Here is a 23,701-nt window from a genome sequence, read left to right on the forward strand (position 1 = left end):
AGGGAGTATGAGCGACTGGCTGGAACACAGCGTATATGTTGATGTTGACGTTCCGATTGAAACTGCCTGGAGCCTTTGGTCTGACTTAGAGCAAATGCCGCGCTGGATGAAATGGATTGATTCTGTGCAGGTGTTGGCAGACGATCCTGAACTCTCGCGCTGGAAACTGGCTTCTCGCGGCTTTGAGTTTAGCTGGTTGTCGAGAATTACCAAACTGGTGCCCTATCAAATTATTCAGTGGGAGTCGGTGGATGGCTTGCCAAATCGAGGAGCCATTCGGTTTTACGACCATAAAGGCCGGAGTACGGTGAAGCTAACGATCGCTTATGCGATTCCTGGCCTGATTGGCAAATTGATGGATAATCTGTTTTTGGGGCGCGTTGTTGAATCGACTATTCAGGCTGATTTAAACCGCTTTCGTGACTATGCTTTAGCAGCCCAAGCCCAAGCCCAGCAGTAATGGCGCGGTGGACAATTCATTTGCCTTTGAAAAACGCTACGAAGAGTTTGAGTCGCAGCACGCTCACTTAGTTGCGGGTCTTGAGGGCATAGCTGACCTCAAAGAGCGGCGCTGGTATGCCACAGTGCTGCTGGGGCGGCTAATTTTAATCTACCTGCTGCAGCGGCGTGGCTTTATTGGCGACGGCGACGAATGGTACCTGCAAAATAAGCTGGGGCAAAGCCAGCAGCGGGGCGCGCATCAGTTTTATACCCAATTTCTTCAAGTCTTGTTTTTCCAGGGCTTTTGCTTGCCCACAAACGAGCGCCCCGCTGAGGTTACTCGCCTGCTGGGGCAGGTTCCCTATCTGGGCAGCAGCTTGTTTTGGCCGCACTGGTTGGAAGAACAATACCCCGACCTTAAAATTGGCGATCGCGTTTTTGAGGGGCTGCTGAGCTGGCTGAGTGAAAATCCCTGGCATCTGAGCGAAACGCCGCTGCCTGAGCAACAGCCCGCTGCGATCGATCTGCGGCAACTGGCGCAAATGTTTGAGCAGTTTTGGCAGGCTCAGCAGTTCAATCGTTTTTATCTCCAACCCGAAGTGTGGGCGGCGTTGTGGCAGCGATCGCTATCGGGCTTTATTGTTCAACAAGTTAACCAGCAGTTGCAAACGACCTTTACCACCCTGGCCGACTTGCGCAACGGCTTAAATGAACCCGTCTGTGAATATTTAGTTCAGGGTATTTTGCCACAGCTTTCCGTTTTAGATCCGGCTTGTGGCACGGGTTCGGGCTTGCTGGTGGCTTTGCAACTGCTAGTTGAAATTTACCAACCTGTCGTCACCTATGCCCAAAAAACGCGATCGCCGCAGCTAAAAACCTGGGTCAAAACTTGGGGGCTGGATCTGGCTACTAGCGCCTACAGCCTGAAAAAGTGGTTGCTGAGCCAGTGTCTCTATGGCATCGATCGATCAGAACTGGCGGTTGAAATTGCCCGACTGCAACTGCTGCTGTCGCTGATGGCTTCAGCGCCTACCGTTAGCGCGATCGAACCCTTGCCCCACCTTGATTTTAATATTGCGGCGGGGGATGCGCTGGTGGGTTTTGTCAGCGTAGATGAAGCCGGATTTGATGAAATTCCCCCGCTCTCAAGTGGGCGACGGCGGCGATCGCCAGTGGCTTTACAAGGCAATCTGCTACAGCCGCTAGCCGCAGAAACCTACCGCATGATTCTGGCCGAGAAAAATATTAGCTTAGAGCATTACCGCGATCAAACGTCTTTGATGGCTGAAGTGGGCAGCGTACCGCGCTACGTTCAGGCAGAATTTTTGCGCGATCGCATTGATGAATTAAACCAGCAGGCTCAGGCTAAACTCAATCAACTTTTGCTCAACGACTTCAGCCAGAAACACGGCATTCAGTATCGCTTTAGCCAGGGAAAATGGCAAAAACGGTTGCTCAACCAGGCCGATATGGCGGTGCTAAACCCTATTCACTGGGGCTTTCAGTTTCAGCAAATTTTATCGCGTCAGGGTGGCTTTGCCGTCATCTTGGGGCATCCGCCTTGGGGGGCAATTGGCCCCACTGCAGAGAGCTTTTGCCAGGAGTACGCTACGCTACTGGCTCAAGAACAAATCAGTCCCCCTGACTTTCTCAAGCAGAAAAAACCGTATCTAGACAATCAGGCGATCGCCACTGCTTGGCAACAGTACGAAAGCCGCTTTGGGTATGTCAACGAGTATTTGCGGGTAAGCGAACAGTATAGACATCAAAATGTGGGCAAGTCTTTTCGTAAGCGCCTGAGTCAGGAACTACTCTATCTGGAGCGCTGCTGCGATTTATTGCGCCCAGACGGTTTTTGCACGTTACTGCTACCTGCCCACATGCCCCACGAAGCCGATGCCCAGCCGGTGCTGAAGGCGTTGCTCCAGCAAACTCAGCTTGACCCAATTGTGATTTACCGCAACGATCCGGCCTGGTTTGTCGGCCTCAAGCCAACTTTTCAGTTTTGTCTGCTGACGTTTCAAAAAGGCGGCAGCACCGCTCAAGTAACCGTGATTGACCAGCGAGGCTGACCCACCCAGAAGCGATGGATAGCTGTCGCCACTAGCGTTAAGCCACGCAAATTTCTGTCAGATGCTAACTGAAAAGCTTTTATGCTGCCCCTGCCTTTAGCGATAGTCAAAGTGCCTGATCGACTTGAGCATAGAGCGATTGGCGATCGCCGTCATTGTGAAGCACCACATCGGCGCTGGCAACTTTGGCGGCTAAAGGCATTTGGCTGGCAATGCGGGCTTGGGCTTGTTCGGGTGAGAGGCGATCGCGGCTGATCAAACGCTGGCGCTGGATCGCTTCAGAACAAGTCACGACCCAGATTTCGCTAACCTGGCGGGTGAGGTCAGCTTCAAACAGCAGTGGAATGGCCTGAACAACACTTTGATCGTCAGGGAACTGCTGCATAGCTTGCGTAAAGCGATCGCGCACATAGGGATGAATCTGCGCTTCAACCCAGGCTTTTTCGGCAGGCTGATTAAAAATGATTTCGCCGAGCTGAGCGCGGTTGAGCTGTCCTCCCGGCAGCAAAATTAGCGACCCATAGCGCTGAGCGATCGCCTGCAAAATCGGTGAACCCGGTTCAACGGCTTCTCTGGCGAAAAGATCCGCGTCCAGAATGGGAAGCTGATAGCGTTCCGCCAGGTAGCGGGAGACGGTACTTTTACCCGTGGCAATGCCACCTGTCAAGCCAATGATACGTCTGCAAGTCATGAGCAGTTGCTAGCAATCCGCCCATAGGGTAAGCCGAAAACTTGAGCAACTAGCAATAATTGAAAAAGATTCATGATCAACTTCCATGCAGCAGTTCGAATATTCCAGCCTGATTCATGCGCCTGTAGTAGCCGTATGGCGATTTCATGAACGCCCTGATGTTTTAGACTTGCTAACGCCCCCCTGGCAGCCAGTTGAGGTCGTGCGGCGCGAAGGCGGTTTGGCTGTAGAGGCAATTACAGAATTTCGGTTATTTTTGGGGCCTGTGCCGATAACCTGGCTGGCGCGACACGTAGAATGTGAGGAATTTCGCCTGTTTACAGATATTCAAGCCGAAGGGCCATTCGCCAGTTGGCAACATCGACACATTTTTACTCCACAGGGAGACAAAACCCGTCTGACTGATGCAATTGAATACAGTTTGCCCCTAGCCACCCTGACTGAATCGCTGCTAGGCTGGTTTGTCCGGCAGCAGCTAGAGGCTTTGTTTCGCTATCGCCACGAGGTAACGCAGAAAGCGTGTCGGCAGTGGTAACGCTAATGTCCACCCGGATCGATTTACATCAGTCTTGGCAAAGAATGTGGCAGGGGTTGGGTGCTTGTGGCGATGGCTGGCGAACCTACCAGAGTTTGCTAGCTAGTTACTCAGAACCTCAACGACAGTACCATTGCCTGACCCATCTCATTGAATGTTTGGAGTGGTTTGAGCAGGTACAGTCGCTGGCGCAGCAGCCAGCCGCGATCGAATCCGCCTTATGGTTTCACGATGCAATTTATTTGGCTGAGCGGTCTGATAACGAAGCGCAAAGTGCTTTGTGGGCCAAGAAAGCTTTGCTGGCAGCAGGTGTGGTGCCCCCGGCTGCTCAGCAAGTTGCTAGCCTGGTGCTGGCAACCAAGCATACAACCCCGCCGACGAGTGCTGACCAGCAACTAATGGTAGATATTGACCTGGCAATCTTGGGGGCTAGTGAAGCTCGATTTGCCGCCTACGAGCAGCAAATCAGGGCAGAATACCGTTTTGTGCCAGCGGCGGTTTTTTCTGCAAAACGGCGAGCAATCTTGAAAACCTTTCTGGCGCGACCTCGCCTTTACCACACCGAATATTTCTACACCATCCTGGAAGCGGCTGCTCGATCCAACCTTCTACGGGCGATCGCGGCGCTTGAATCCTAAAGCGCTTTGCTTGACGCAGGCTCATCAAGAATTGGATCATAAAATAGAAGCAGACTGTCATCTATAGCAGGTAAGACTGAGCCGCTAAACGCTTGAGTAGTTTTGCAGCGCTGTCGCCCTAAGTCTGATGGCATAAGTCACTTGCGCTTCAGCCTCTGTCGCCAGTGTTGAAGCATCCGTGCAATCCATAGAGGAGATCCATCCATGAGCGCCAAAATCTTGCTGGTGGAAGACGAAGAGAAGCTAGCGAAGTTTGTGCAGATGGAGCTGAGCTATGAAGGGTACGAAGTGGCTGTGGCCAATGATGGTTTAGCCGGGTTAATGGCAGCGCGTGACCAAGAGCCTCATTTGGTAATCCTCGATTGGATGATGCCGGGGCTAAGCGGTGTAGAAGTGTGTCGGCGTTTGCGCAGCACGGGCAGTAAGATACCGATTATTTTGATGACTGCTAAAGACAGCATTGAAGATCGCGTAGCTGGTTTAGATGCCGGGGCGGATGATTACGTGGTGAAGCCCTTTAGCATTGAAGAGCTGCTGGCGCGGGTGAGGGCGCACTTGCGCCGTAACGAACCCACTGAAGCTGAAATCTTTCAGTTCGACAACTTGAGCCTGAATACGAAAACCCGTGAAGTTTTTCGCGGACAGCGCAGCATTGAGTTAACGGCCAAAGAATTTGACCTGCTGGAATATTTGATTTCCCATCCCCGTCAGGTGATTACTCGCGATCGCATTTTAGAAGAAGTCTGGGGCTATGACTTTATGGGAGATTCCAACATTATTGAGGTTTATATTCGCTACTTGCGCTTGAAGCTTGAAGCCGAAGGGGAAAAACGGCTGATTCAAACTGTGCGAGGAGTGGGATACGTGCTGCGAGACTAAGCGGTTTCTATGACCAGTTGATCGAGCGCTTGTTGCATGTGCTGGCGAACTTGCTGGTAGCAAGCGCTCACATAAGCGCGATCGCGGGCTGCTTGCAAGCCGTAGCGCTCAAACAAAATGGGTTCGCAAACGCGAGTATGAATGGTGATGGGCAATGGAATATTAGGCAGCGGCCCAATGGATAGCCCCCAGGGTAGCCCCAAATAAATAGGAAAGACTTCTGGATCCAGCCCATATAGCCAGGGAATTAAGCCCCAATTGTGCAACTGTTTAACCCAGGGGTAAAGGTCAGCCAGCACTATCAGCGTATCGTGTGCCCCTACCGAAATGACTGGCACAATGGGAACTTGCTCTCGTAAAGCCAGTTTGATGAAAGCGTGGTTGTTATCTAAACAAATTTGATGGCGAAGCTGATGGGGGCGAAAGAGATCTTTAGCGCCTCCCGGATAAACCAGTACGCTAGCTCCCTGCCGTAGCGCCGCGATCGCCATTTTAGGATGGGCTTCGATAGCACCGACGCGAGCCGCTATCTGCGATAGGCTTGAGCTGAGCTGCCATACATGCGGGTGCATTAATCCATAAACCGGGCGCTCGGTGCCAAAGCGCTTAAACCAGTCATACATCATGGTCATCATATCGGGTGAAGCCAACCCGCCATTATGAGAGCCAACAAGCAACACCGGCTGCTGCGGCGGAATGTGTTGCCACCCATCCGTTTGTACCCGAAAATAATAGCGATGTAGCCAGCCCCACAGAGGTAACCAGCGCTCGATAAATTCTGGGTCGCGGCAATCTAAACACCAGCCAAAGCGATGGGGTTCAGATGTCGTTTTTGCTGGAATCGCCGTGGTTGGTTTAGAGGGGGAAAAATTTTGCATTTTTCCATCTTCTCGCAAAATGAACGATAACAAATCAACCGGATTGCCTATCCAATTTTTAGGCTATGTCGATTCTTGTGTTTGGCAGTCTCAATCTCGATCTGGTGGTACAAGCACCCCGGCTACCCCTGCCCGGCGAAACCATTCTAGGCGATCGCTTTGAGCAAATTCCGGGGGGTAAGGGAGCTAACCAAGCTGTCGCCGCTGCCCGATTAGGAGTGCCAACCCGGATGATTGGCCGGGTTGGTAAAGATGACTTGGGTCAACAACTGCTACAAAGCTTGCAACAGGCTCAGGTAGAAATTGCCGCTGTGCAGATAGACCCCACCACTGCTACCGGAATCGCTGCGATCGCGGTAGGTTCTCAAGGCGAAAATCAAATTATTGTGGTGCCTGGGGCTAATGGCCAGGTAGGAGCAACCGAGCTAGGGTATTTAGAACGCTTTTCGAGTACGGCTCAGGTGCTACTGCTACAGCTAGAAATTCCGTTAGCCATTGTTGAGCAAGCGGCAGCGATCGCGCGGCAAGCTAACCTGAGCGTCATTTTAGACCCTGCCCCTGCCCCTGCTGGGTTGCCAGAGAGTCTTTATCCCCTCATAGACATCCTCACCCCTAACCAAACCGAAGCCGCCCAGCTAACTGGCCTTGCCGTTACCGACAAAGAAACCGCTGAAGCAGCTGCCCATCAGCTCCATCAGCGGCAAGTTCATACGGTTGTCATCAAGCTAGGGGAACAGGGGGTTTATTGCAGCACCCCTACCCAAAAGTTCTTTTTGTCAGCCTACCCCGTGAAGGCAATCGATACGGTGGCGGCTGGAGATGCCTTCAACGCTGGATTAGCAGCGGCTCTTTGTCAGGGCCAATCGTTCCTAGCGGCTGTTCAACAAGCTAACGCCGTCGCTGCGCTTTCAGTCACCCAACGGGGGGCACAACCTGCTTTACCAACGTTTAAGCAACTTCAAGCTTTTTTAGCGGCAACACCGCCGCCTACTCTCCACCAATACTGAGTGGGGTACCAACGATTTGCGCTTGCGTCAGGTCAATATTTTCTATTGAGGCACCTGCTACATCGACGTGGTACATCTGGGCGCGGGTAAAGTTAACGCCATCTAAGTCGGTGTTGATGAGGCTAGCATTGGTAAGCAGGGCGTCAGTCAAATTGGCCCCTTCTAGATTCGCTCCGGTCAAATCAGCCCCTTCCAAGTTTGCTCCTTGCAAGTTTGCGCCGCTTAAGTCGGCGTCGCGCAAATCAGCGCCAATCAAGTGGGTTTCACTCAGGTCTACCCCCACCAGGTCGCAAGCTTGGCACGCTCGAGTTACTAACAACCGCTCCAGATGCTCTGGGTTTTCGGCTCGTGCGGTGCTACTAAAAACTAAGGGAACCGCTAGCGCTAATACGCCTAAAGCAATTCGTTTCATATTGTCCCCTCCAAAATTAATCAATCAACCCGCTCACTCAGATCTCAATCATCTGCTTGAACGAGAGAACGCTTTTTCCAGTTAAGATTGAACTTCAATTCAAAAACAACTTTTTACGGATAAGTGATGCGCTACTGAGTTCAGTGCATTCTTATTTCAAAAGCAGCTCGTTAAGTCTCACTATAAGGGGCGTCCGCAGCCCTGCAATCCACCCTTGAGTAGATCTCGAAGCGAAGCAGAGAGAGGTTTTATATCTTCTGGCTGACTTTATTCTCTCATAGCTGCTTGATGTAAATGAGAAATAAAAGTAGCTCCTTAAGAAAAAGACAAGTTTAGATCAATTTGAAAATCTTTTGACGAAAAAATTTACCAGATATAGCCAGTTTTAGAACCGCAATGGGTAAAAGTTTCGTCACAATGGAAGCGTCGGTTTAGCTAAACATCCAGGCGACCTTAGACTCTCTAGTCTAGGCTGAGAAACTGCTTGCACTAGAGCCTCGATCTGAGCAATGGGCTCTCCTAACGGGCACAGGCAGGTGCATCTACTCCCTGTCGTTTGTATAGGCTGGTGATGAGGCAATGTCACTTGTATAGGCTGGTGATGACCTCGCGATCGCCTGTAAAAATTGAGCTTCGATTTTTAGTTCGCTTCAAATCATGAGCAAACTTTGCTCAAGTCCACTGACGAACGTTTACTTAAAAACCTATCTCCAGATTGGAGGATTATTTTTGTGCTTTGTGATACCTGCCAACGGCAGCAGGGCTGTCTTCCTTCCTTGCTAGCCCAACAAGATCAGCGCATGCAAAAGCTGCTACAACAGCTAAAAAAATGCGATCGCCGAATTCTTAAAAAACCTGTTTCTATGGCACCTCTACCTGGCTAAAGTCAAAGGTGCAGGGCTTCGCTTCTTAGACCTGGGGCTTTGCCGTCTAGCGTCGCTATTGCTGAGAAGTTGACGCCTCCTCACAAAACTAGCTGGCTAATGCCAGGTGCTAGCGCTGCCCTTAACCAGTAAAAGCTGTGGCAGTCTAAATTTGCTACAGCTTTCTGGTAATGCCTGATGGTCCTTTATCACTTCATATTCTCAGGGAAATTGCTGAATTTTTAGCCAATATCCGCTTAGCTGCGTCAAATCTTCAAGGATAAAAGATATAGTTCCCTCAGAGTACTGTCCTCGTTGATGATGAATGTGGGTTCTGGTTGTGGGTTTTCCAGCGCTAAGTCGCTTGTGCAATTCAACTGGTTAGTTTCTAAAGCCAGATATTGGCTCAGCTGCAGTTTTTTAGGGCTGGGATTCAGCTTAAGCCAAAGTCTAGCGGCTGCGCCGCCCGCGATCGCTGCAGAACGCATTTATCTAACTTTTGGCTTGTTCGAGCGCGTCATAGAAATTGAAGACTTAGAAACGCTAGCTCGTGACGGCGAACTGCCTAAAAGCTTAGAGTATTACGCTCGATTCTTAACGCCAGAGCAGCTCGAAGAATTTAGCACGGTACTGACTGAGCCAGTTGATATCAACACTGTTACCGTTTCTCAGTTTTTGCATACGCCTCAAGGGGCTTTTTTATTGCAGCAGCTCGGGGAAGTAATTAATACGCCCGCTCGTCTGTCAGGCTTTTTGCCTTTGAGAGCCGCTCTAGTGTTAGCGGCTGCCGATCCGCAAGAAGGGTTGACCCTGCTCAATGTACTACGCTACTTTCCTACCCAGGGCGTTCGGATTGACCTGTTGCGCGGTTTGGCTGTAGCTCAAGGGATTGACCGCGCCGTCAATGAAGCCAACACGGCGATCGCTACTGTCCAAAATCTGGCGCTGCAAGCGGCTCAGCAGCAAACCTTGCCCGATGAAGCTACTCTGCCCAGAGAAACCTGGCGGCGAGGACCTTTCAGCTTGCGCCAGGTTTCGCTGACGGTACGCCGCTTTCATCCACCGACGGATCTTTATATTCCTCAGGTTAACCCGATCGCCTCCCGCGAGTTTCCCGGTCGTTTTCCGGTCGTGGTGATTTCACATGGGCTAGGCAGCGATCGCACCACCTATGCTTACCTGGCTCGTTATCTCACTTCCTATGGATTTGTCGTGCTGGCGGTTGAACATGGCGGCAGCAGCGCTGAACAGCTTCTGGCCTTAGCAGAGGGACGAACGACGCAGGTTGTCCCCGATGTTGAATTTATCGATCGTCCCCAAGAGGTGAGCTTAGCACTGGATGCTTTGACCAACTTTGCCCGCTCAGATGCTTACCTTCAACGTCGCATCAATTTAGATCAAGTGGGCGTCATCGGTCAGTCATTTGGTGGCTTTACTGCTTTGGCTCTAGCAGGCGCTACTTTCAACCAGGCTTCACTGGCAGCTAATTGTCCGCCTGAACTCAGTAGCTTCAATGTTTCGCTGTTGTTGCAGTGTCAGGCGCTAGCGCTATTCCAGCCCAGCAGTAATGGAGAAATAACCATTGCGCCTCGCTTAACTGAAGAAACGGCTGCTTTTGCTGATCCTCGCATCAAAGCCGCGATCGCAGTTAATCCAATGGGCAGCATTATTTTTGGGCCAGAGGGCTTAAGCCAAATTGAAACCCCCGTTTTATTGGTAGCTGCCACCTCAGATACTGTAGCCCCAGCGCTAAGCGAACAGATTATTCCGTTTACTTGGCTCAAAACGCCCGATCGCTATCTGCTGCTGATGCAAAATGGTACCCACTTTTCCACCATCGCGCGTTCTGAAAATGGTAGCGAGGTCTTGCCACTGCCCGGAGACATTTTGGGCGTGCGGCCTGATATTGCTCAGGCTTATCTAGAAGTTATCAGTACTGTCTTTTTTCAAACTTATCTGCGGCAAGACCCTCGCTATCGCCCTTTTCTTAGCTCAGCTTTTGCGGCTCAGCTTAGCCAACCGCCTATGCCCTTAAGTCTGGCGCAGTCGTTTAGCGCTCAGCAACTTTCCCGCACTGAAGCCCCCTAACGGGCTAGCAAATGCCAGCGCGATCGCTTTTTAGCCCGCAACCCAGCCTAGATGCCTGAGGCACCTAGCTGCTAGCAAAAAACTGGCTAATTCTAGCTTGCTTGATGCTGAAGTGCTTGCTGATAGCAGCGATATGCCTTGGTCAGTTGTCCCAAACGATGCAGGGCAACTCCTTTAAACAACCAGGCTTGGGCATGGGTAGGCGCTATTTCAAGCGCGCGATCGCACGCAGCCAGCGCTGTTTGTGGCTGATCTAAATGCAGCCAGCAAACAGCTTCTGAAATACTGACTTCCGGCCAGCTAGCAGCAAAAGTCAACGCGCGTTGAAAGCTGGCGATCGCCTGGTGGTAGCAGCTCAAGTTAGCCAGCGCGTCGCCCCGCAGGTACCAAATCTCTTCGTCGTCGGCTCCTTCAGTCAGCAGCACATCAGCCGTATTGAGAGCCGCTCGATACTGACGCAGCCGAATCAAAGCCTGAACTGAGGCATATAAAGGATTAGAAATAGCGCGATCGCCTTGGGAAAAATCTGGTTGAAGCTGCTGAGGAGATGAAGTCGTTAACAAAGGATTAAGGTGCTTTAAAAACTTTTGGGGCATTGGGAGCAAACACCCAGTTTTCTAGACGAACAAATCACCGCTTGGACAAAGCTTTGCAGAAAACTTATCCAAATGAATGAACCCTGAAAAGGCTTGAAACCCTGTAGCCGCAGCTTAGGTGATACCCTCTAACCACCAGAATAGCCATGCCACCCTATACAAACAAAAATCTTTTGCATAAGTTAATTATTGCTTTGCGGCAGCGGCTAGGTCAGCCCTTTATTTCCAGCAGCACCTAACCCTTGAACGGCTCGATTGTAAACAAATATTTCACTATTGACGTCAAAACAGCTTGCCGTCTTGACAGCATCCAGAAAGAGCTATTACATTATCACTCATACCCGGGTACTCCTTATTTAAGAGCAATATGTCGGACAAGCAAAAGGTCACACTCTATATTTCTCCAGACCTGCATCGCCGCTTAAGGGTTCGGTCTGCCCTTGATGGAGAAGCGATGTCTGCTATAGCTGAAAGAGCCCTCGACTTTTATCTGGCTCATTCTGAAGTAGTTGATAGTATTCCGGGTAGCCTCGATGGTCATAGCCATCAAGTTTACAGCTGCCCGCAGTGTACAACATCCGTCGTGATTCGTGATGGAGACTTGGTTTCATTAGCCAGTCAGCCTACCGTTGAAGACGAAGGATTACCGGGTGCCGTGCAGGATTTGGTTTCCAGTTCTCACCTGCCGGACAGCGGGGAGCTTGTACCTTGCTAAAGGGATTCAAAAGTTCAGGCTTGAGACAGACCCATTAGCATTATCAGTCTTACTCAAGGTCGAAACTTTGTATCCCAGCTAAGAATATTTTCAATCTGCTCGTGGACTGTCTGCAATTGATACCTACGTATCAGATTTTCCCAAAATTCTTAGCTAATTTACAACCAGTTGGTATTGTCTCCTAGGGGCGATGGTTATGAGAGAAGAACTTAGTGTTCTATTAAAGGCCCAGTATCCTCTAATTTATTTAGTCACCTTTGAAGAAGAGCGAGCTGAGCAGACCATCGCCGCCTTAGCACAGCAACGGCCTCAGCGACGGGTCTATACCTGGACAATGACGCACGGCATCATAGAACACGGTCAGCCGCGCAACGCCGTTCAGCATAACAATACCGTTTCTCCCGAAGCCGCCATAGAGTGGGTGATTCGGCAGCGTGAACCCGGTATTTACGTTTTCAAAGATCTGCACCCGTTTCGAGATTCTCCAGCCGTTACTCGCTGCTTGAGAGATGCGATTACCAGCTTTCGAGGCACTCAAAAGGCCATTATTCTGATGTCTCCGGTTCAAGAAGTGCCGATTGAGCTAGAGAAAGAGGTAGTGGTTTTAGACTATCCTCTGCCCAATATGTCAGAGCTAAATCAGGTTCTCTCTAAAGAGCTAGAAAACGCCAAAACGGCTAACATTTCGACGGAAGTGCGTGAGAAGTTGCTAAAGGCCGCTTTGGGTTTAACCCGAGACGAAGCTGAAAAAGTTTATCGCAAGTCTCGCGTCATGACCGGGAAGCTCACGGAAGGCGAAGTTGATATCGTTCTTTCAGAGAAAAAGCAGCTAATTCGCCGTAACGGTATCTTAGAGTACATTGAAGAAGATGCCACCCTTGATTCGGTGGGCGGTGTTGACATTCTCAAGCACTGGCTCCGTCAGCGTTCCAACGCTTTCTCTGAGCGGGCGAGGGAATATGGTTTGCCTCAACCTAAAGGCTTGCTCATCTTAGGTGTTCCTGGCTGTGGTAAGTCCCTTGTGGCAAAAACTACGGCTCGGCTTTGGGGCTTACCCCTATTACGGCTAGACATGGGCCGAGTTTACGATGGTTCCATGGTAGGCCGATCTGAAGCCAATCTGCGCAACGCCCTGAGAACGGCAGAATCGATTTCACCCGCGCTGCTATTTATTGATGAAATTGATAAAGCTTTTGCGGGGGGTGCTGGCTCAGCCGATTCAGATGGTGGGACGTCAAGCCGGATCTTTGGCTCCTTCTTAACCTGGATGCAGGAAAAGAACTCTCCTGTTTTTGTTATGGCAACGGCTAACCGAGTAGAGCGTTTGCCAAGCGAGTTTCTTCGCAAAGGGCGGTTTGATGAAATTTTCTTTGTCGATTTACCCAATGCCGAAGAACGCAAAGAAATTTTTAGAATTCATCTGCAGAAACGTCGTCGAGATATTTCACGCTTTGATCTCGACCAGCTAACCAGTGTATGTAAAGGCTTTTCCGGAGCGGAAATTGAGCAAGCAGTGATTGCTGCTATGTATGAGGCGTTTGCCCAAAATCGCGAGTTTACCCAACTCGATATTATTGCAGCGATTAAAGCAACGCTGCCGCTCTCAAAAACTATGGCAGAGCAGGTAACTGCCCTTCGGCAGTGGGCCGGGAAACGGGCTCGCTCTGCAACTCCACCCGACGAACGGGAAGAACGCGAAATCGAATACAAGCGGATGGAGTTTTAACAGGCTTTCTCTCCTGCTCCCAACAGGAAGAAAGGCTAGCGATCGCTAGCAGTTTGGGTCATTCAGTCTATTGCTTTAAGCCTGTGGCTGATTGACAAGTATCAACTCTCAAACCTCGTTGTCTCTCTCAATTTCTCTACAGGAGGAAACAGAATGTCTCACTTTAGCACACTACGCACCAAGATCACCGAATCTGAGATTCTCAAGGCTTCCCTGCGGGATCTCGGTATCACGGTTAAGACCGAAGCTGATGTTCGTGGCTACAACGGCCAGCGGGTTCGCGCTGACATCGTTGCAGTTCTCGAAGGTGAGTATGATTTGGGTTGGTCTTGCAATGCAGACGGTTCTTATGACCTGATTGCCGATCTCTGGGGCGTAGCTAAAAAGCACAATCAAACCGAGTTAATCAACTCTATTAATCAGAAGTACGCCATCAACAAGACGCTGGCTGAAGTTAAGCGTCCTGGTCTGCAGAACGCCAATGTTAAGCTGGTACTCCAGTAAACTTCTGAAGCGTTCCCGATTTTTTTGGGGCTAGCCAATCTGGCTAGCCCATTTTTTTGCTGAATTCCTTTAGACTTGCAAAGGACTTACCCGGATACAAAGACTGGCCGCAAATTTGTCAGTTTCCTAAAAATGACGAAACTGTTATCTTCACATCAACAGGAAAAGATTCAATCGCTGATGAGAGAGGCCGGCCAAAAAGCTCAGCAATTCTCCAGTCAGGATTTTGAAGTATTTGAAAAGGGCATTGAGGATTATGTAACCAATGTCGATCGCCTTTTGGATCAAATGCTGGCTTCTGAGTTTGCTGCCCTTTTTCCCAACGACGGGGTGATTACTGAGGAAAACACAGCTTCTCGCCAGGTCTATAGCAAAGACAAGTCTTGTTTTTGGTTAATTGATCCCATTGATGGCACGGAAGACTTTATTCATCGCCGCCAGAACTATGCTGTGATGGTGGGATTGCTACAACACTATCAGCCAGTTCTGGGCTGGATTTACGCCCCGGCTCATCAGCGATTGTACTGGGGTGGTGCTGATTGGGGTTTGTTTCGATCGCTGGCAGGTCAATCTCCAGAACCCCTGCTGCCTAAAATGGCTGAGCTAGAACCCCAGCGCTGCACTATTATTTTGGGCGATCGCGACCAGCGACGTTTCGGTAAAGCAATCGCTCAGCAAATTCCGACTGTGCAGTTTTATTCGTTAGGCAGCTTTGGCCTCAAAGTGATGGAGGTTGTCCAGGGACGGGCTGGCCTTTATGTGTACCTTAATGGTCGAGTAAAGTTGTGGGATACGACTGGGCCAGTTGCTTTGGCAAAGGCAGCTGGTCTTACCTGCTGTGATTTGACGGGAGCGCCGCTAGTGTTTAGTCCCGATCAAGTCGAGCCAAAGACCCTGATCCATCGTCAGGCGATTTTGATTGGTTGGCCCGATTGCGTTCAAGCTTTTCGACCCCAGATTCAGCAAGCAGTGGCTGAAGTTTTACAGGCTGAAACTCTATCAAAACCTTAAAAACCTGAGAATTCCCCATAAAGCTGCCCAGTCTCGCCTGAGATAGGGCAACATAAATAAGTGAGCCTGAGTGCTTTTGCCGCGATCTCTCTAATCAGTACTCACGACAAAAGCAAATTCAGGATAAGCGCGATAAGCCTTCTCCCAGGTTTATCGGTACTATGGGCATAAGAAAACAACGCGACCTTCTCCCACTTACGCAGAAGGCTCGCAACTGTGTCTAACTCGCTCACCCTTTAGTTCACGCTAGCTTAAATTTTTCCCATGCAGCCTGAAGCTTTTAGCGAGCTTTTTACTCTCTTTAACGCCGCCAGTCCTGATACGATTGACTGGCTCTTGACGATTTCAACCACTCACGAATACCCTGCTGGTCGTGCTGTCCTCATGGAAGATGCTTGGGGAAATGCTGTTTACTTTGTTGAATCTGGTTGGGTAAAAGTCCGACGCCATGTAGGGGATGAGTTTGTTACCTTAGCCGTGTTGGGTAAGGGCGATTTTTTTGGCGAGATGGCGATTTTAGATGAGTCGCCTCGCTCCACAGACGTGGTAGCGCTTTCAAGCGTCAAGCTATTGAGTATTTCAGCGCAGCGTTTTATTCAAACGCTGTTTAAAGATTCCCAGTTGCACCACCGGATGCTGCAACTGATGGTTCAGCGTCTGAGGCAAACTAATTTTCGGTTTCAAATTCGCAATCAACCTCCTGCCGTCAAACTGGCTAATACGCTGGCAAGCCTGAGCGATGCTTACGGGCAAGTGACCGATCGCGGTACCGATATTTTTAACATTCCGCTGGCAGATTTGGCAGACGTCGCTGATATCTCAGATGACGAAGCCAAAAAAATTATGGAAAAGCTCAGCGAAAAAGGCTGGCTCAAAACCGATAGCGAACAAGGCAAAATTCACATCTACAACACTAAGCAGCTAGTAGACTTAGCCGGAAAGACGGGCAGATAATTACCGGGGGAGTTGCAGCAGTCTAGCCGCAAGCGGACATCTGTGAAGCGGCAAACAAATCCGCAATCCTTTAGAGATTAGGATCATCCAGCCGTGATTGGCGCTAACCATGATAGTTTGTGGGCATGTCCTGCGATCGCTTCATAGGACACTGCTGGATTAGGACGTACTATGGGCTTGCAACCACCTCCCCCCCCTTCTATTTCTCCTCGCCAGATGAATATGATGCGCATTGTGGCATCCATGGCGTGGTCTGACGGTAATTTAGAAACCAACGAAGTTGAGCTAATGCTCAACCGCTTTAGCAGTCTTTTTGCTAGCGATCAGCAGCAGCAGCAACAGCTTCAAGAAGAACTGCACGCCTATTTAATGCAAAATATTCCGCTGCATGAGCTAACGCCCAAGCTCAAAACTGAGGCTGAGCGAGAGCTAGTTTTGCGGCTTGGCTATGAGGTGATCAGTGCAAGTGTGCGATCGCCCGGAGAAGCCGCCATCAACAATCAAGAAGCGGACGCTTATCAGCAGTTAGTTAAGCTGCTAGATTTGCCACCTGCGATCGTCAAGCAAGTTGAAGCCGAAGCCGAAGCCGATTTGCAAAACGAAATGAATCTAATCGATCGCTTAACTGATGAGCTAAAGCAGTTTTTACAAAGTTAGGGCTAGGCACTCATTTTTAGCATTTGTTGAATGGGGCGCAAGGCAGCTTGGCGCACTGCTTCCGGCAAGGTAATTTCAGGCTGGCGGTGCTTCATCGCTAAATAAAGCTTTTCTAAAGTGTTGAGGCGCATGTGAGGACATTCGTTGCAGGCGCAGTTGGCTTGCGGTGGAGCCGGAATAAACAGTTTGTGAGGTACTTGTTTTTGCATTTGGTGAATAATACCTGGCTCAGTCACCACAATGAACTGTGCCGTATCACTTTGCTGCACATATTGAAGCAACGCCGTTGTTGAACCCACAAATTTGGCTTTTTGCAGCACAGATTCTTCACACTCTGGATGGGCAATCACATCTGCTTCCGGATATTGCATCTGCAACTGAACAATTTTTTTCTCTGAAAATGTTTCATGCACGATACAGCTTCCCTGCCAAAGCAATAACTCTCGCCCCGTTTGCTGCATCACATAGCGACCTAAATTGCGATCGGGTGCAAAGATAATTGGCTGATCAGCCGGAATTTGATTGACAATTTTCACGGCGTTGGAACTGGTGCAGATAATATCGCTCATGGCTTTGATTTCAGCCGTGCAGTTAATGTAAGAAACAACGACGTGATCGGCATGAGCGGCTTTGAACTGCGCAAACTCCGCCGCTGGGCAACTGTCTGCCAACGAGCAGCCTGCATTCAAATCGGGTAAAAGTACAAGCTTATCGGGGTTGAGAATTTTGGCAGTTTCCGCCATAAAGTGAACCCCAGCAAACACAATAACATCCGCATCGGTATGGGCTGCTTTTTGAGAAAGCCCTAAAGAATCACCGATGTAGTCAGCCACATCCTGAATGTCAGGTTCTTGGTAATAATGAGCTAGAACAACGGCATTGAGGCTTTTTTTGAGCCCTTCGATCGCAGCAAATAGATCAATTGATGGCTGAACAGGTTTGTTTCTAAGAGTTGCAGTAGTAAACACAGAATACTCAACTTTTCGTAGATTCTATTATTTTGGCTATCTTGAATTATAGTTTTTTTCACCAAAAACAAGCAACTAACGTACTGAGGTTGACGGTGCTGCTTTCTCCCCGCTGCCTTACCTGTAAGACAGCAGCTATATTTTCTGCAAAAAGCAAAAAGCCTTCATAAAACTGCTATTGTCAGAGCCAAAAGCAGCCTACGAAAGCTTGAGAATACATTATTGGCTAATGAGCGTTTCGCTCAGCGGCGAATACGTCAGGATTTACGCTTCGTCGTCTTCGTCGTCTTCGTCTAACTCGTAGACGAAGCTGCTAGAGCGACCCGTTAAGATTGATTTACCCAGCGATAGGGCTTTTTTAGCTTCTAAGGAGGCCTGCCGTTTCCAGTTTGAACGGCGTATGCTGCGCTTAGATTTTGAGGTTTTCTTCTTAGGAACCGCCATAACTGAAAGACTGCAGACTTACTGACAACCTTTCAATTCTAAAGCATTTCACCCAAAAGTAGACAATGTTTTTTAGTGAAGCTGTTAGCTAACCGGGGTAGTCAATTGGCTGGCGGTGGGTAGACAGGCGCTGCTACAACTGTTGCATTGATTGGCTAGCTGTTTGCTCTGGCAATGCTAGTAAAATAGCGACACCTGACTCTAGAACCCCTTATGCCAGTTATCTTTGAGGTGACATCTGGCTTGCCCTGTGCCTGCAGTAGTGGCAAAGCTTATGCGGTCTGCTGCGAACCTTATCTTTTAAGGCAAGCTGAGCCGCCAACGGCTGAAGCTCTGATGCGAAGCCGCTACACAGCCTATTGCCGGGGCAAAATTGACTATTTAGTGGCTACCCGTCACCCCCGTCAGCGGCGATTTGACGATCGCCTCACCCTGAGCCAAAGCATAAAAAATACTACCTGGCTAGGGCTAACTATTTTAGAGACTTGTCAAGGTCAGCCAGCGGCTGACCTTGACTATGTCGAGTTTGTGGCTATCTACAAGGGCGATGAGGTCGGTCAGCTCCACGAAAAATCTAAGTTTGTTAAGCATCAAGGACGGTGGTTTTATTGGGCAGGCAAGCTTTTACCACCGCTTGCCCCTAAGCGTAATGAACCCTGCTGGTGTGGAAGTGGCAAAAAGTTTAAGCAGTGCCACGGCAAGGGATAGCGGCTGTAGAGAGGCTTTGCCAATAGCTGTAAATTTCTTGGGCGACCCGCTGGGGATAGTCGTAGTGAAAAAAGTGTTTGCTGTCTGGACACTGCCACAGGCGATCGCCCGGTTTTAGCCACTGTTGCCACTGCGCTTGCTGGTGGGTATCTACAATGGCATCGTTCGTTCCCTGACAGACTAACAGCGGGGGTTCAATGCCACCTGGGGCGATCGCTGTGTGATGAGCCAGCGAGTGAGGCGCAAACCCGCAATCTAACTCTTGAGCCAGGGCTTTAACCAAAGCGGCGGCAACGACATAGCTCTGAGGTCCAAACAAGAGCCGCGCCATCTGTCCTAAAATAATTGCCCGACTACAGGGTAAAAACTGGCGCAAAGCATAGTAATGGGCGTGCCAACTGACGGCTGGGTTAGCCCCTACCGCCAGTAAGGTAAGCGACTGAACACGGTGGGGGTAGTAACGAGCGTAGAGCAGTCCTATTGCGCCGCTGATGCCGTGTCCTAACAAATGCATTGGGCGATCGCACTGTTTTAGGTAGTCGTGCAACAGCGTGATTGCTGTTTCCACACAGCAAGGTTCATCCTCAGTTTGCCGATATTCCCAGCAGCGAACCTCTGCCTGACTTGCTAGCTGCCCAATTAACCGCTGATCAAAGCGCTTTAGACTAGGGCTGACGGTTAGCCATAGAACGTTTGAGATCTGAGTCATAAGCCTCAATAAAACACAGCATGAAGGAAAGAAAACTAGGGACAAACCTGCATTGACGACATAAAGCTGGTTTGTCCCTAGCACTTCTGAAGCGCAACTTGTGAAGGTGTTTCAAGCGGCTGAGCCGATCAGCAAGCCATCTGCAGCAGCCGCTTGAAGACTATTCGCTTATTGAGAAATAAACGCAATAAGCGAACAAAAACAGTATATAGCCTTCTGGCTTTATTGAGAAAGATTTTCGATATAGCTAAACGTAGAAGGTCAAAAGAAAAGGCTGAAAACTTTTGAAAGAAAAGTTTCTAGCAACTGAAGTGTCTCAACGCTTGGGGCGACAGCTAGCGTGACTGAGTTTTGCTAAGCCGTTGTTGGCGTTATTGAGTTTTACTTTCGATAGTGCTGAATGAGTTGGTGTCTTGGGCTAAATCATTGAGCAGTTGTTCGCGCCCTAATAAATCGGTGGCTGCGACTAAATCAGTCGCGGTATGAAAAGTAAAGTGGCGATCGCCGCGCTGTTTGATCCATTCAGCTTGTAAGGCCGTGTCTGCATATTGCCCTTGGCTAAGTTGAGTTAGCACGGGTTGCCAGCGAGCTTTGAGCTGATGAGTTTCGCCCAAATACAGCCGCAAAGCCCCGATGTTGGCAACCGCGTAAATTCCTGATTTCATAACGTTGAAGTTGGTATAGCCGCGCCGACTGGCTACCCTCAGGGTACCCATTCCTGCTAAGACAGATTCTGAAGACCTAGATTTTAGTTGCTCGTTATGGACTGGCTACTGGATCCCTTGAGCTACGATTTCATGCGCGATGCTTTGATGGCGGGAATATTGATTGGCATTTTATGTCCGGTGGTGGGGACTTACTTAATTGTGCAGCGGATGGCTTTGCTGGGTGATGTGGTGGCGCATGCGCTGTTGCCAGGACTGGCGATCGCCCATTTTTTGGGCATCCCGCTGTTGCTGGGTGCTTTCGGATTTGGCATGTTGGGAACGTTCATGACCAGTTGGATTCGCTCTCAGTCACGCATTCAAGTAGATACCGCAATGGCGATTACCTTTTCCAGCTTTTTTGCTTTAGGCATTACCCTGCTCTCGGTGTTGCAAAGCCAGCTAGCGCTAGATGCGCTGTTGTTTGGCGATATTCTCAGCACAACTTTGGCGGATGTTGGGCAAATTGGCTTAATTACCTTGGCTGTGCTGGCGGCAGTACGGCTTTTCTACAAAGAGCTGTTGTTTTTTACCTTTGATGTGCTGGGGGCAGAGGCGGTTGGTTTGCCAGTCGGCGTGATCAATTTAGGGCTAATGGCGGCGATTACGCTAACGATTATTGCTGGCATGAAAACGGTGGGCGTAATTTTGGTGATTGCCCTGATGGTGACCCCCGCAGCTACAGCTTATCTACTGGTTAAAGAATTGCACTGGATGATGGTGCTGGGGGCAGGCTTGGGGGCGTTGGGTAGCTTGACGGGAATCTATATCAGCTATTACGCCAATCTTCCTTCTGGGCCTGCGATCGCGCTAACGGTGTTTAGTTTATTTTTGCTGACCTTGTTGTTTAGTCCCAGCCAGGGGATTTTGACTCGGCTGTATTTGGGGTGGCGACAGGGCTAACGGCTGCTACCATCGTCAGGCAAAGGCCAAACACAGGGTATGATCAAGGGGATCTCAATAGCCATAGCGGTTGCCACCTGAGCAATCTGTCTTTGCCGATAGCATGACCGTTGATAAAGACCCCGCCGCTGAAGTGGTTTCTGTCTCGCCCGAAGACCCAGAGACCTCACCAAGCGTTACCACGCCGTCTGCCCCGTCTAAGCCTTTTTGGACGACGCTGTGGCAGCAACAACGCGAAAACATTAAAATTCTGGCGATCGCCCTCAGCATTGCGCTTGTTTTGCGGCTGTTTGTGGCAGAGCCGCGCTACATTCCTTCCAACTCAATGGAGCCGACTTTGCACGTTGGCGATCGCCTTCTGGTTGAAAAGGTGTCTTATCGCTTTCATCCGCCTCAGACCGGGGACATTGTGGTATTTTATCCACCCCCCCAATTGCAAAAGCTCGGTTACGAACCCCATCAGGCTTTTATCAAACGAGTGATTGGTTTGCCAGGGCAAACGGTGGCGGTGCATCGTGGCAAAGTGTATTTAGATGGGGTGCCTCGGGCTGAAGCCTATATCGCAGAAGCGCCCCAGTACGAAATGATTCCGGTAACGGTGCCGCCAGGACATCTATTTGTAATGGGTGACAACCGCAACGACAGCAATGACTCCCATGTCTGGGGATTTTTGCCGATTGAAAATTTGGTTGGCCACGCTCAGTTTCGCTTCTGGCCGCTTTCTGAGATGGGTCAGGTCTGATCTGCAATGGAGCATGACGCCGACGTTATTGTGATCGGCAGTGGCATTGGCGGGCTGGTCGCTGCTGGACTACTGGCTCGCTATGGTCGTCAAGTCTTGGTTTGCGAAAGCCATACAATTGCGGGGGGCGCGGCTCATAGCTTTACTCGCCAGGGCTTTCACTTTGATTCTGGGCCTTCTTTTTTCTGTGGGCTAGGAGATTCGCGATCGCTCAATCCGCTGCAACAAGTTTTGACCCTTTTAGGAGAATCGCTGCCTACGGTTGCCTATGATCCGCTGGGGCATTATCACTTTCCCCAGCAAACGTTGCCCATCTATGGCAACTTAGAGCGTTATCTCGCCGCGATCGCCGCGATCACACCCACCGGAGCCGAAGAACTTAAAGCTTTGGCACAGCGATTTTTAGCCCTCTACGAAAGGCTGCGTCCTGTGCCGCTGCTAGCCCTGCGAGCCGACTGGCAACTGGGGCCAGTATTGCTGAGTCAGTGTCCCTGGGCGGTTTTACGTTTGTTGCCACAGTTGCCAGCAATACAAAGTTCGGTGGGTGATTTGATGGCGGGGATCGTTCGCGATCCTTTTGGGCAACGCCTGGTTGATTTGGAATGTTTTTTGCTGTCTGGCTTAAAGGCCGCAGATACCGTAGCGCCAGAAGTGGCTTTTATGTTTGGAGAGCGCGATCGCAGCGTTGTTGACTATCCGCTGGGAGGCAGTGGGGCAGTGGTTGCTGCGCTAGTGCGGGGTCTGGAGCGCTGGGGTGCTCAGATTCGCTTAGGTACCCCTGTCGAAAAAATTCAGGTTGAGCGGGGTCAGGTTCGGGGGGTGCAGCTACGCAGTGGTGAGACGCTGAGCGCACCAGTGGTGATTTCGAATGCGACCCTTTGGGACACTTACCAGCAGCTACTCGCTCCCACTGATTTGCCAAGTGCCTATCGCCAGTCGGCTTTGCAAACCCCTGCTGTCGATAGCTTTATGCATCTGCACCTGGGCATCCGGGCAGACGGCTTGGCAGGGCTAACGGTTCATCATGTGGTGGTGCTGGATGAAGAACAAGCGCTGACCGCACCGGGGAATACCTGCATGATTTCCATTCCTTCGGTGCTCGACCCGCAGCTAGCACCGGACGGGGCGCATGTGATCCATGCTTACACGCTAGAACCGTGGCAACCCTGGCAGCGCGATCGCCAGTATGCGGCGAAAAAGTCGGAACGGGCTGAGCCACTGTATCGAGCTTTGGCAAAAGTTATTCCTGATATCCGCGATCGCGTAGAAGTAGAACTGATCGGTACACCGCTGACTCACCAGCGGTTTTTGCATCGCTACCGAGGTACTTACGGGCCAGCGATCGCGGCTGGCGCTGGGCTTTTCCCCAGTTGTCAGACGCCTATTAAGGGGTTATATCGGGTGGGAGACAGTACGCTTCCTGGCATTGGAGTGCCAGCAGTAGCGGCTTCTGGCATTTTATGTGCCAACACGCTGGTTTCGCCGCAGCAAACAGCGACTTTGCTGCGGCAGAGCCGCTGTAGTTAAAGGCAACAGCTGAGGGCAGGAGGAAGCTTTTCTGTCGAGGGCTTGCAGCTATTTGAGTGTCTCAGCACTTTGGCGACGGCTATTGCCCGCTTTTGTCAGCCTAGAAAAAATCGACGAATTTACCTCGTTTTGGTCTACGAAAAACCAAGGTTTGCCCCCCGTCGGATAAAAGCGGTCTAGAAAGCTGAACTTGCTATTCTATTGCTGGCGCACAGCATTTTGGGGTTATACCGATTCTTCAAAAGAAAGGTACAGATGAGACTGACGAAACGTATGCAGAGCAAAGACTATTCAATTCAAAATCGAAAATCCAAAATCGAGAATTGATA

25 protein-coding genes are annotated in these 23,701 nt (G+C 50.2%); 17 read left to right on the forward strand and 8 right to left on the reverse strand.

Annotated elements, in window-relative coordinates:
- The first annotated feature begins 7 nt into the window (after positions 1-7).
- Both ACTS3T_RS11820 and ACTS3T_RS11825 read left to right on the forward strand, forming a co-directional pair.
- The gene (locus ACTS3T_RS11820; protein WP_377965184.1) at positions 8-460 is read left to right on the forward strand and encodes an SRPBCC family protein; all 453 of its coding nucleotides are present in this window, start codon (positions 8-10) and stop codon (positions 458-460) included.
- Positions 461-467: 7 nt separating this feature from the next.
- On the forward strand, positions 468-2,513 hold the full coding sequence (locus ACTS3T_RS11825) for an Eco57I restriction-modification methylase domain-containing protein (RefSeq protein ID WP_377965182.1): 2,046 nt from the start codon (positions 468-470) through the stop codon (positions 2,511-2,513).
- A 106-nt stretch (positions 2,514-2,619) separates the two neighbouring features.
- Here the strand turns inward: ACTS3T_RS11825 and coaE are convergent, their stop codons facing one another.
- A complete protein-coding gene (gene coaE / locus ACTS3T_RS11830; RefSeq protein ID WP_377965180.1) occupies positions 2,620-3,204 on the reverse strand; it encodes a dephospho-CoA kinase in 585 nt (194 codons plus the stop codon).
- Positions 3,205-3,289: 85 nt separating this feature from the next.
- Here coaE and ACTS3T_RS11835 point away from each other — a divergent pair, with 85 nt between their 5' ends.
- The 3 genes from ACTS3T_RS11835 (at position 3,290) to ACTS3T_RS11845 (ending at position 5,256) form a co-directional block, all read left to right on the forward strand.
- Positions 3,290-3,739: an SRPBCC family protein gene (locus ACTS3T_RS11835; protein ID WP_377965178.1), complete on the forward strand. Its 450-nt coding sequence runs from the start codon at positions 3,290-3,292 to the stop codon at positions 3,737-3,739.
- A 5-nt stretch (positions 3,740-3,744) separates the two neighbouring features.
- Complete coding sequence (locus tag ACTS3T_RS11840) at positions 3,745-4,377, forward strand: HD domain-containing protein (protein ID WP_462935017.1); 633 nt, start codon at positions 3,745-3,747, stop codon at positions 4,375-4,377.
- Positions 4,378-4,581: 204 nt separating this feature from the next.
- Positions 4,582-5,256 (forward strand): response regulator transcription factor, encoded by a 675-nt coding sequence (locus ACTS3T_RS11845; RefSeq protein WP_377965174.1) that lies wholly within the window; start codon positions 4,582-4,584, stop codon positions 5,254-5,256.
- Here the strand turns inward: ACTS3T_RS11845 and ACTS3T_RS11850 are convergent.
- Entirely contained in the window at positions 5,253-6,134 is an 882-nt protein-coding gene (locus tag ACTS3T_RS11850; protein WP_377965172.1) for a lysophospholipid acyltransferase family protein, read from the reverse strand. The genes ACTS3T_RS11845 and ACTS3T_RS11850 overlap by 4 nt on opposite strands.
- A gap of 65 nt (positions 6,135-6,199) precedes the next feature.
- Here ACTS3T_RS11850 and rbsK point away from each other — a divergent pair, with 65 nt between their 5' ends.
- Positions 6,200-7,141, forward strand: a complete 942-nt coding sequence (gene rbsK, locus ACTS3T_RS11855) for a ribokinase (RefSeq protein WP_377965170.1) — start codon at positions 6,200-6,202, stop codon at positions 7,139-7,141.
- Here the strand turns inward: rbsK and ACTS3T_RS11860 are convergent.
- Positions 7,122-7,553 (reverse strand): pentapeptide repeat-containing protein, encoded by a 432-nt coding sequence (locus ACTS3T_RS11860; RefSeq protein WP_377965168.1) that lies wholly within the window; start codon positions 7,551-7,553, stop codon positions 7,122-7,124. The genes rbsK and ACTS3T_RS11860 overlap by 20 nt on opposite strands.
- A 1,229-nt stretch (positions 7,554-8,782) precedes the next feature.
- Here ACTS3T_RS11860 and ACTS3T_RS11865 point away from each other — a divergent pair.
- Positions 8,783-10,504 (forward strand): alpha/beta hydrolase, encoded by a 1,722-nt coding sequence (locus ACTS3T_RS11865; RefSeq protein ID WP_377965166.1) that lies wholly within the window; start codon positions 8,783-8,785, stop codon positions 10,502-10,504.
- 92 nt (positions 10,505-10,596) lie between these two features.
- Here the strand turns inward: ACTS3T_RS11865 and ACTS3T_RS11870 are convergent, their stop codons facing one another.
- Complete coding sequence (locus tag ACTS3T_RS11870; RefSeq protein ID WP_462935018.1) at positions 10,597-11,067, reverse strand: tetratricopeptide repeat protein; 471 nt, start codon at positions 11,065-11,067, stop codon at positions 10,597-10,599.
- Positions 11,068-11,467: 400 nt separating this feature from the next.
- Here ACTS3T_RS11870 and ACTS3T_RS11875 point away from each other — a divergent pair, with 400 nt between their 5' ends.
- The 6 genes from ACTS3T_RS11875 (at position 11,468) to ACTS3T_RS11900 (ending at position 16,667) form a co-directional block, all read left to right on the forward strand.
- On the forward strand, positions 11,468-11,815 hold the full coding sequence (locus ACTS3T_RS11875) for a slr0373 family blue light stress response protein (RefSeq protein WP_377965162.1): 348 nt from the start codon (positions 11,468-11,470) through the stop codon (positions 11,813-11,815).
- 196 nt (positions 11,816-12,011) lie between these two features.
- On the forward strand, positions 12,012-13,541 hold the full coding sequence (ycf46, locus tag ACTS3T_RS11880) for a stress-responsive protein Ycf46 (RefSeq protein WP_377965160.1): 1,530 nt from the start codon (positions 12,012-12,014) through the stop codon (positions 13,539-13,541).
- Between the two features lie 153 nt (positions 13,542-13,694).
- Positions 13,695-14,045, forward strand: coding sequence for a DUF1257 domain-containing protein (locus tag ACTS3T_RS11885; protein ID WP_346291264.1), 351 nt, complete (start codon positions 13,695-13,697; stop codon positions 14,043-14,045).
- A 180-nt stretch (positions 14,046-14,225) separates the two neighbouring features.
- Positions 14,226-15,056 (forward strand): 3'(2'),5'-bisphosphate nucleotidase CysQ family protein, encoded by an 831-nt coding sequence (locus tag ACTS3T_RS11890; protein ID WP_462935019.1) that lies wholly within the window; start codon positions 14,226-14,228, stop codon positions 15,054-15,056.
- Positions 15,057-15,320: 264 nt separating this feature from the next.
- On the forward strand, positions 15,321-16,010 hold the full coding sequence (locus ACTS3T_RS11895; RefSeq protein WP_377965156.1) for a Crp/Fnr family transcriptional regulator: 690 nt from the start codon (positions 15,321-15,323) through the stop codon (positions 16,008-16,010).
- 171 nt (positions 16,011-16,181) lie between these two features.
- Positions 16,182-16,667 (forward strand): tellurite resistance TerB family protein, encoded by a 486-nt coding sequence (locus ACTS3T_RS11900; RefSeq protein ID WP_377965154.1) that lies wholly within the window; start codon positions 16,182-16,184, stop codon positions 16,665-16,667.
- A gap of 2 nt (positions 16,668-16,669) precedes the next feature.
- On the opposite strand, the gene nadA is transcribed toward ACTS3T_RS11900, so the two are convergent.
- A complete protein-coding gene (gene nadA / locus ACTS3T_RS11905) occupies positions 16,670-17,635 on the reverse strand; it encodes a quinolinate synthase NadA (protein ID WP_377965152.1) in 966 nt (321 codons plus the stop codon).
- A gap of 264 nt (positions 17,636-17,899) precedes the next feature.
- Positions 17,900-18,079 carry a 50S ribosomal protein L32 gene (gene rpmF, locus ACTS3T_RS11910; protein ID WP_377965150.1) on the reverse strand — a complete coding sequence of 60 codons (180 nt, stop codon included), beginning with the start codon at positions 18,077-18,079 and terminating at the stop codon, positions 17,900-17,902.
- A gap of 213 nt (positions 18,080-18,292) precedes the next feature.
- Between rpmF and ACTS3T_RS11915 the strand changes: the two genes are divergently transcribed.
- Complete coding sequence (locus ACTS3T_RS11915; protein WP_377965148.1) at positions 18,293-18,787, forward strand: YchJ family protein; 495 nt, start codon at positions 18,293-18,295, stop codon at positions 18,785-18,787.
- Here ACTS3T_RS11915 and ACTS3T_RS11920 read toward each other — a convergent pair.
- Complete coding sequence (locus ACTS3T_RS11920) at positions 18,762-19,496, reverse strand: alpha/beta fold hydrolase (RefSeq protein WP_377965146.1); 735 nt, start codon at positions 19,494-19,496, stop codon at positions 18,762-18,764. The genes ACTS3T_RS11915 and ACTS3T_RS11920 overlap by 26 nt on opposite strands.
- A gap of 371 nt (positions 19,497-19,867) precedes the next feature.
- Complete coding sequence (locus tag ACTS3T_RS11925) at positions 19,868-20,212, reverse strand: GIY-YIG nuclease family protein (RefSeq protein ID WP_377965144.1); 345 nt, start codon at positions 20,210-20,212, stop codon at positions 19,868-19,870.
- Positions 20,213-20,257: 45 nt separating this feature from the next.
- Here ACTS3T_RS11925 and ACTS3T_RS11930 point away from each other — a divergent pair, with 45 nt between their 5' ends.
- The 3 genes from ACTS3T_RS11930 (at position 20,258) to ACTS3T_RS11940 (ending at position 23,372) form a co-directional block, all read left to right on the forward strand.
- A complete protein-coding gene (locus tag ACTS3T_RS11930) occupies positions 20,258-21,103 on the forward strand; it encodes a metal ABC transporter permease (protein WP_377965142.1) in 846 nt (281 codons plus the stop codon).
- Positions 21,104-21,206: 103 nt separating this feature from the next.
- On the forward strand, positions 21,207-21,845 hold the full coding sequence (gene lepB / locus ACTS3T_RS11935; RefSeq protein ID WP_377965140.1) for a signal peptidase I: 639 nt from the start codon (positions 21,207-21,209) through the stop codon (positions 21,843-21,845).
- 6 nt (positions 21,846-21,851) lie between these two features.
- Complete coding sequence (locus tag ACTS3T_RS11940) at positions 21,852-23,372, forward strand: phytoene desaturase family protein (protein ID WP_377965138.1); 1,521 nt, start codon at positions 21,852-21,854, stop codon at positions 23,370-23,372.
- Positions 23,373-23,701 lie beyond the last annotated feature (329 nt).

The sequence above is a fragment of the Almyronema sp. genome (genome assembly GCF_052168255.1).
GTDB lineage: Bacteria > Cyanobacteriota > Cyanobacteriia > Phormidesmidales > Phormidesmidaceae > Sphaerothrix > Sphaerothrix epifaneia.

Bases quoted from the DNA above. Each gene is read 5' to 3' on its own strand.
- ACTS3T_RS11885 (WP_346291264.1), top strand. From the start codon at position 13,695: ATGTCTCACTTTAGCACACTACGCACCAAGATCACCGAATCTGAGATT.
- ACTS3T_RS11920 (WP_377965146.1), bottom strand. From the start codon at position 19,496: ATGACTCAGATCTCAAACGTTCTATGGCTAACCGTCAGCCCTAGTCTA.
- ACTS3T_RS11860 (WP_377965168.1), bottom strand. From the start codon at position 7,553: ATGAAACGAATTGCTTTAGGCGTATTAGCGCTAGCGGTTCCCTTAGTT.
- ACTS3T_RS11930 (WP_377965142.1), top strand. From the start codon at position 20,258: ATGGACTGGCTACTGGATCCCTTGAGCTACGATTTCATGCGCGATGCT.
- ACTS3T_RS11895 (WP_377965156.1), top strand. From the start codon at position 15,321: ATGCAGCCTGAAGCTTTTAGCGAGCTTTTTACTCTCTTTAACGCCGCC.
- ACTS3T_RS11835 (WP_377965178.1), top strand. From the start codon at position 3,290: ATGCAGCAGTTCGAATATTCCAGCCTGATTCATGCGCCTGTAGTAGCC.
- ACTS3T_RS11845 (WP_377965174.1), top strand. From the start codon at position 4,582: ATGAGCGCCAAAATCTTGCTGGTGGAAGACGAAGAGAAGCTAGCGAAG.
- ACTS3T_RS11850 (WP_377965172.1), bottom strand. From the start codon at position 6,134: ATGCAAAATTTTTCCCCCTCTAAACCAACCACGGCGATTCCAGCAAAA.
- rbsK (WP_377965170.1), top strand. From the start codon at position 6,200: ATGTCGATTCTTGTGTTTGGCAGTCTCAATCTCGATCTGGTGGTACAA.
- ACTS3T_RS11900 (WP_377965154.1), top strand. From the start codon at position 16,182: ATGGGCTTGCAACCACCTCCCCCCCCTTCTATTTCTCCTCGCCAGATG.
- ACTS3T_RS11925 (WP_377965144.1), bottom strand. From the start codon at position 20,212: ATGGGTACCCTGAGGGTAGCCAGTCGGCGCGGCTATACCAACTTCAAC.
- ACTS3T_RS11915 (WP_377965148.1), top strand. From the start codon at position 18,293: ATGCCAGTTATCTTTGAGGTGACATCTGGCTTGCCCTGTGCCTGCAGT.
- ACTS3T_RS11840 (WP_462935017.1), top strand. From the start codon at position 3,745: ATGTCCACCCGGATCGATTTACATCAGTCTTGGCAAAGAATGTGGCAG.
- lepB (WP_377965140.1), top strand. From the start codon at position 21,207: ATGACCGTTGATAAAGACCCCGCCGCTGAAGTGGTTTCTGTCTCGCCC.
- ycf46 (WP_377965160.1), top strand. From the start codon at position 12,012: ATGAGAGAAGAACTTAGTGTTCTATTAAAGGCCCAGTATCCTCTAATT.
- ACTS3T_RS11875 (WP_377965162.1), top strand. From the start codon at position 11,468: ATGTCGGACAAGCAAAAGGTCACACTCTATATTTCTCCAGACCTGCAT.
- coaE (WP_377965180.1), bottom strand. From the start codon at position 3,204: ATGACTTGCAGACGTATCATTGGCTTGACAGGTGGCATTGCCACGGGT.
- ACTS3T_RS11890 (WP_462935019.1), top strand. From the start codon at position 14,226: ATGAGAGAGGCCGGCCAAAAAGCTCAGCAATTCTCCAGTCAGGATTTT.
- rpmF (WP_377965150.1), bottom strand. From the start codon at position 18,079: ATGGCGGTTCCTAAGAAGAAAACCTCAAAATCTAAGCGCAGCATACGC.
- ACTS3T_RS11820 (WP_377965184.1), top strand. From the start codon at position 8: ATGAGCGACTGGCTGGAACACAGCGTATATGTTGATGTTGACGTTCCG.
- ACTS3T_RS11940 (WP_377965138.1), top strand. From the start codon at position 21,852: ATGGAGCATGACGCCGACGTTATTGTGATCGGCAGTGGCATTGGCGGG.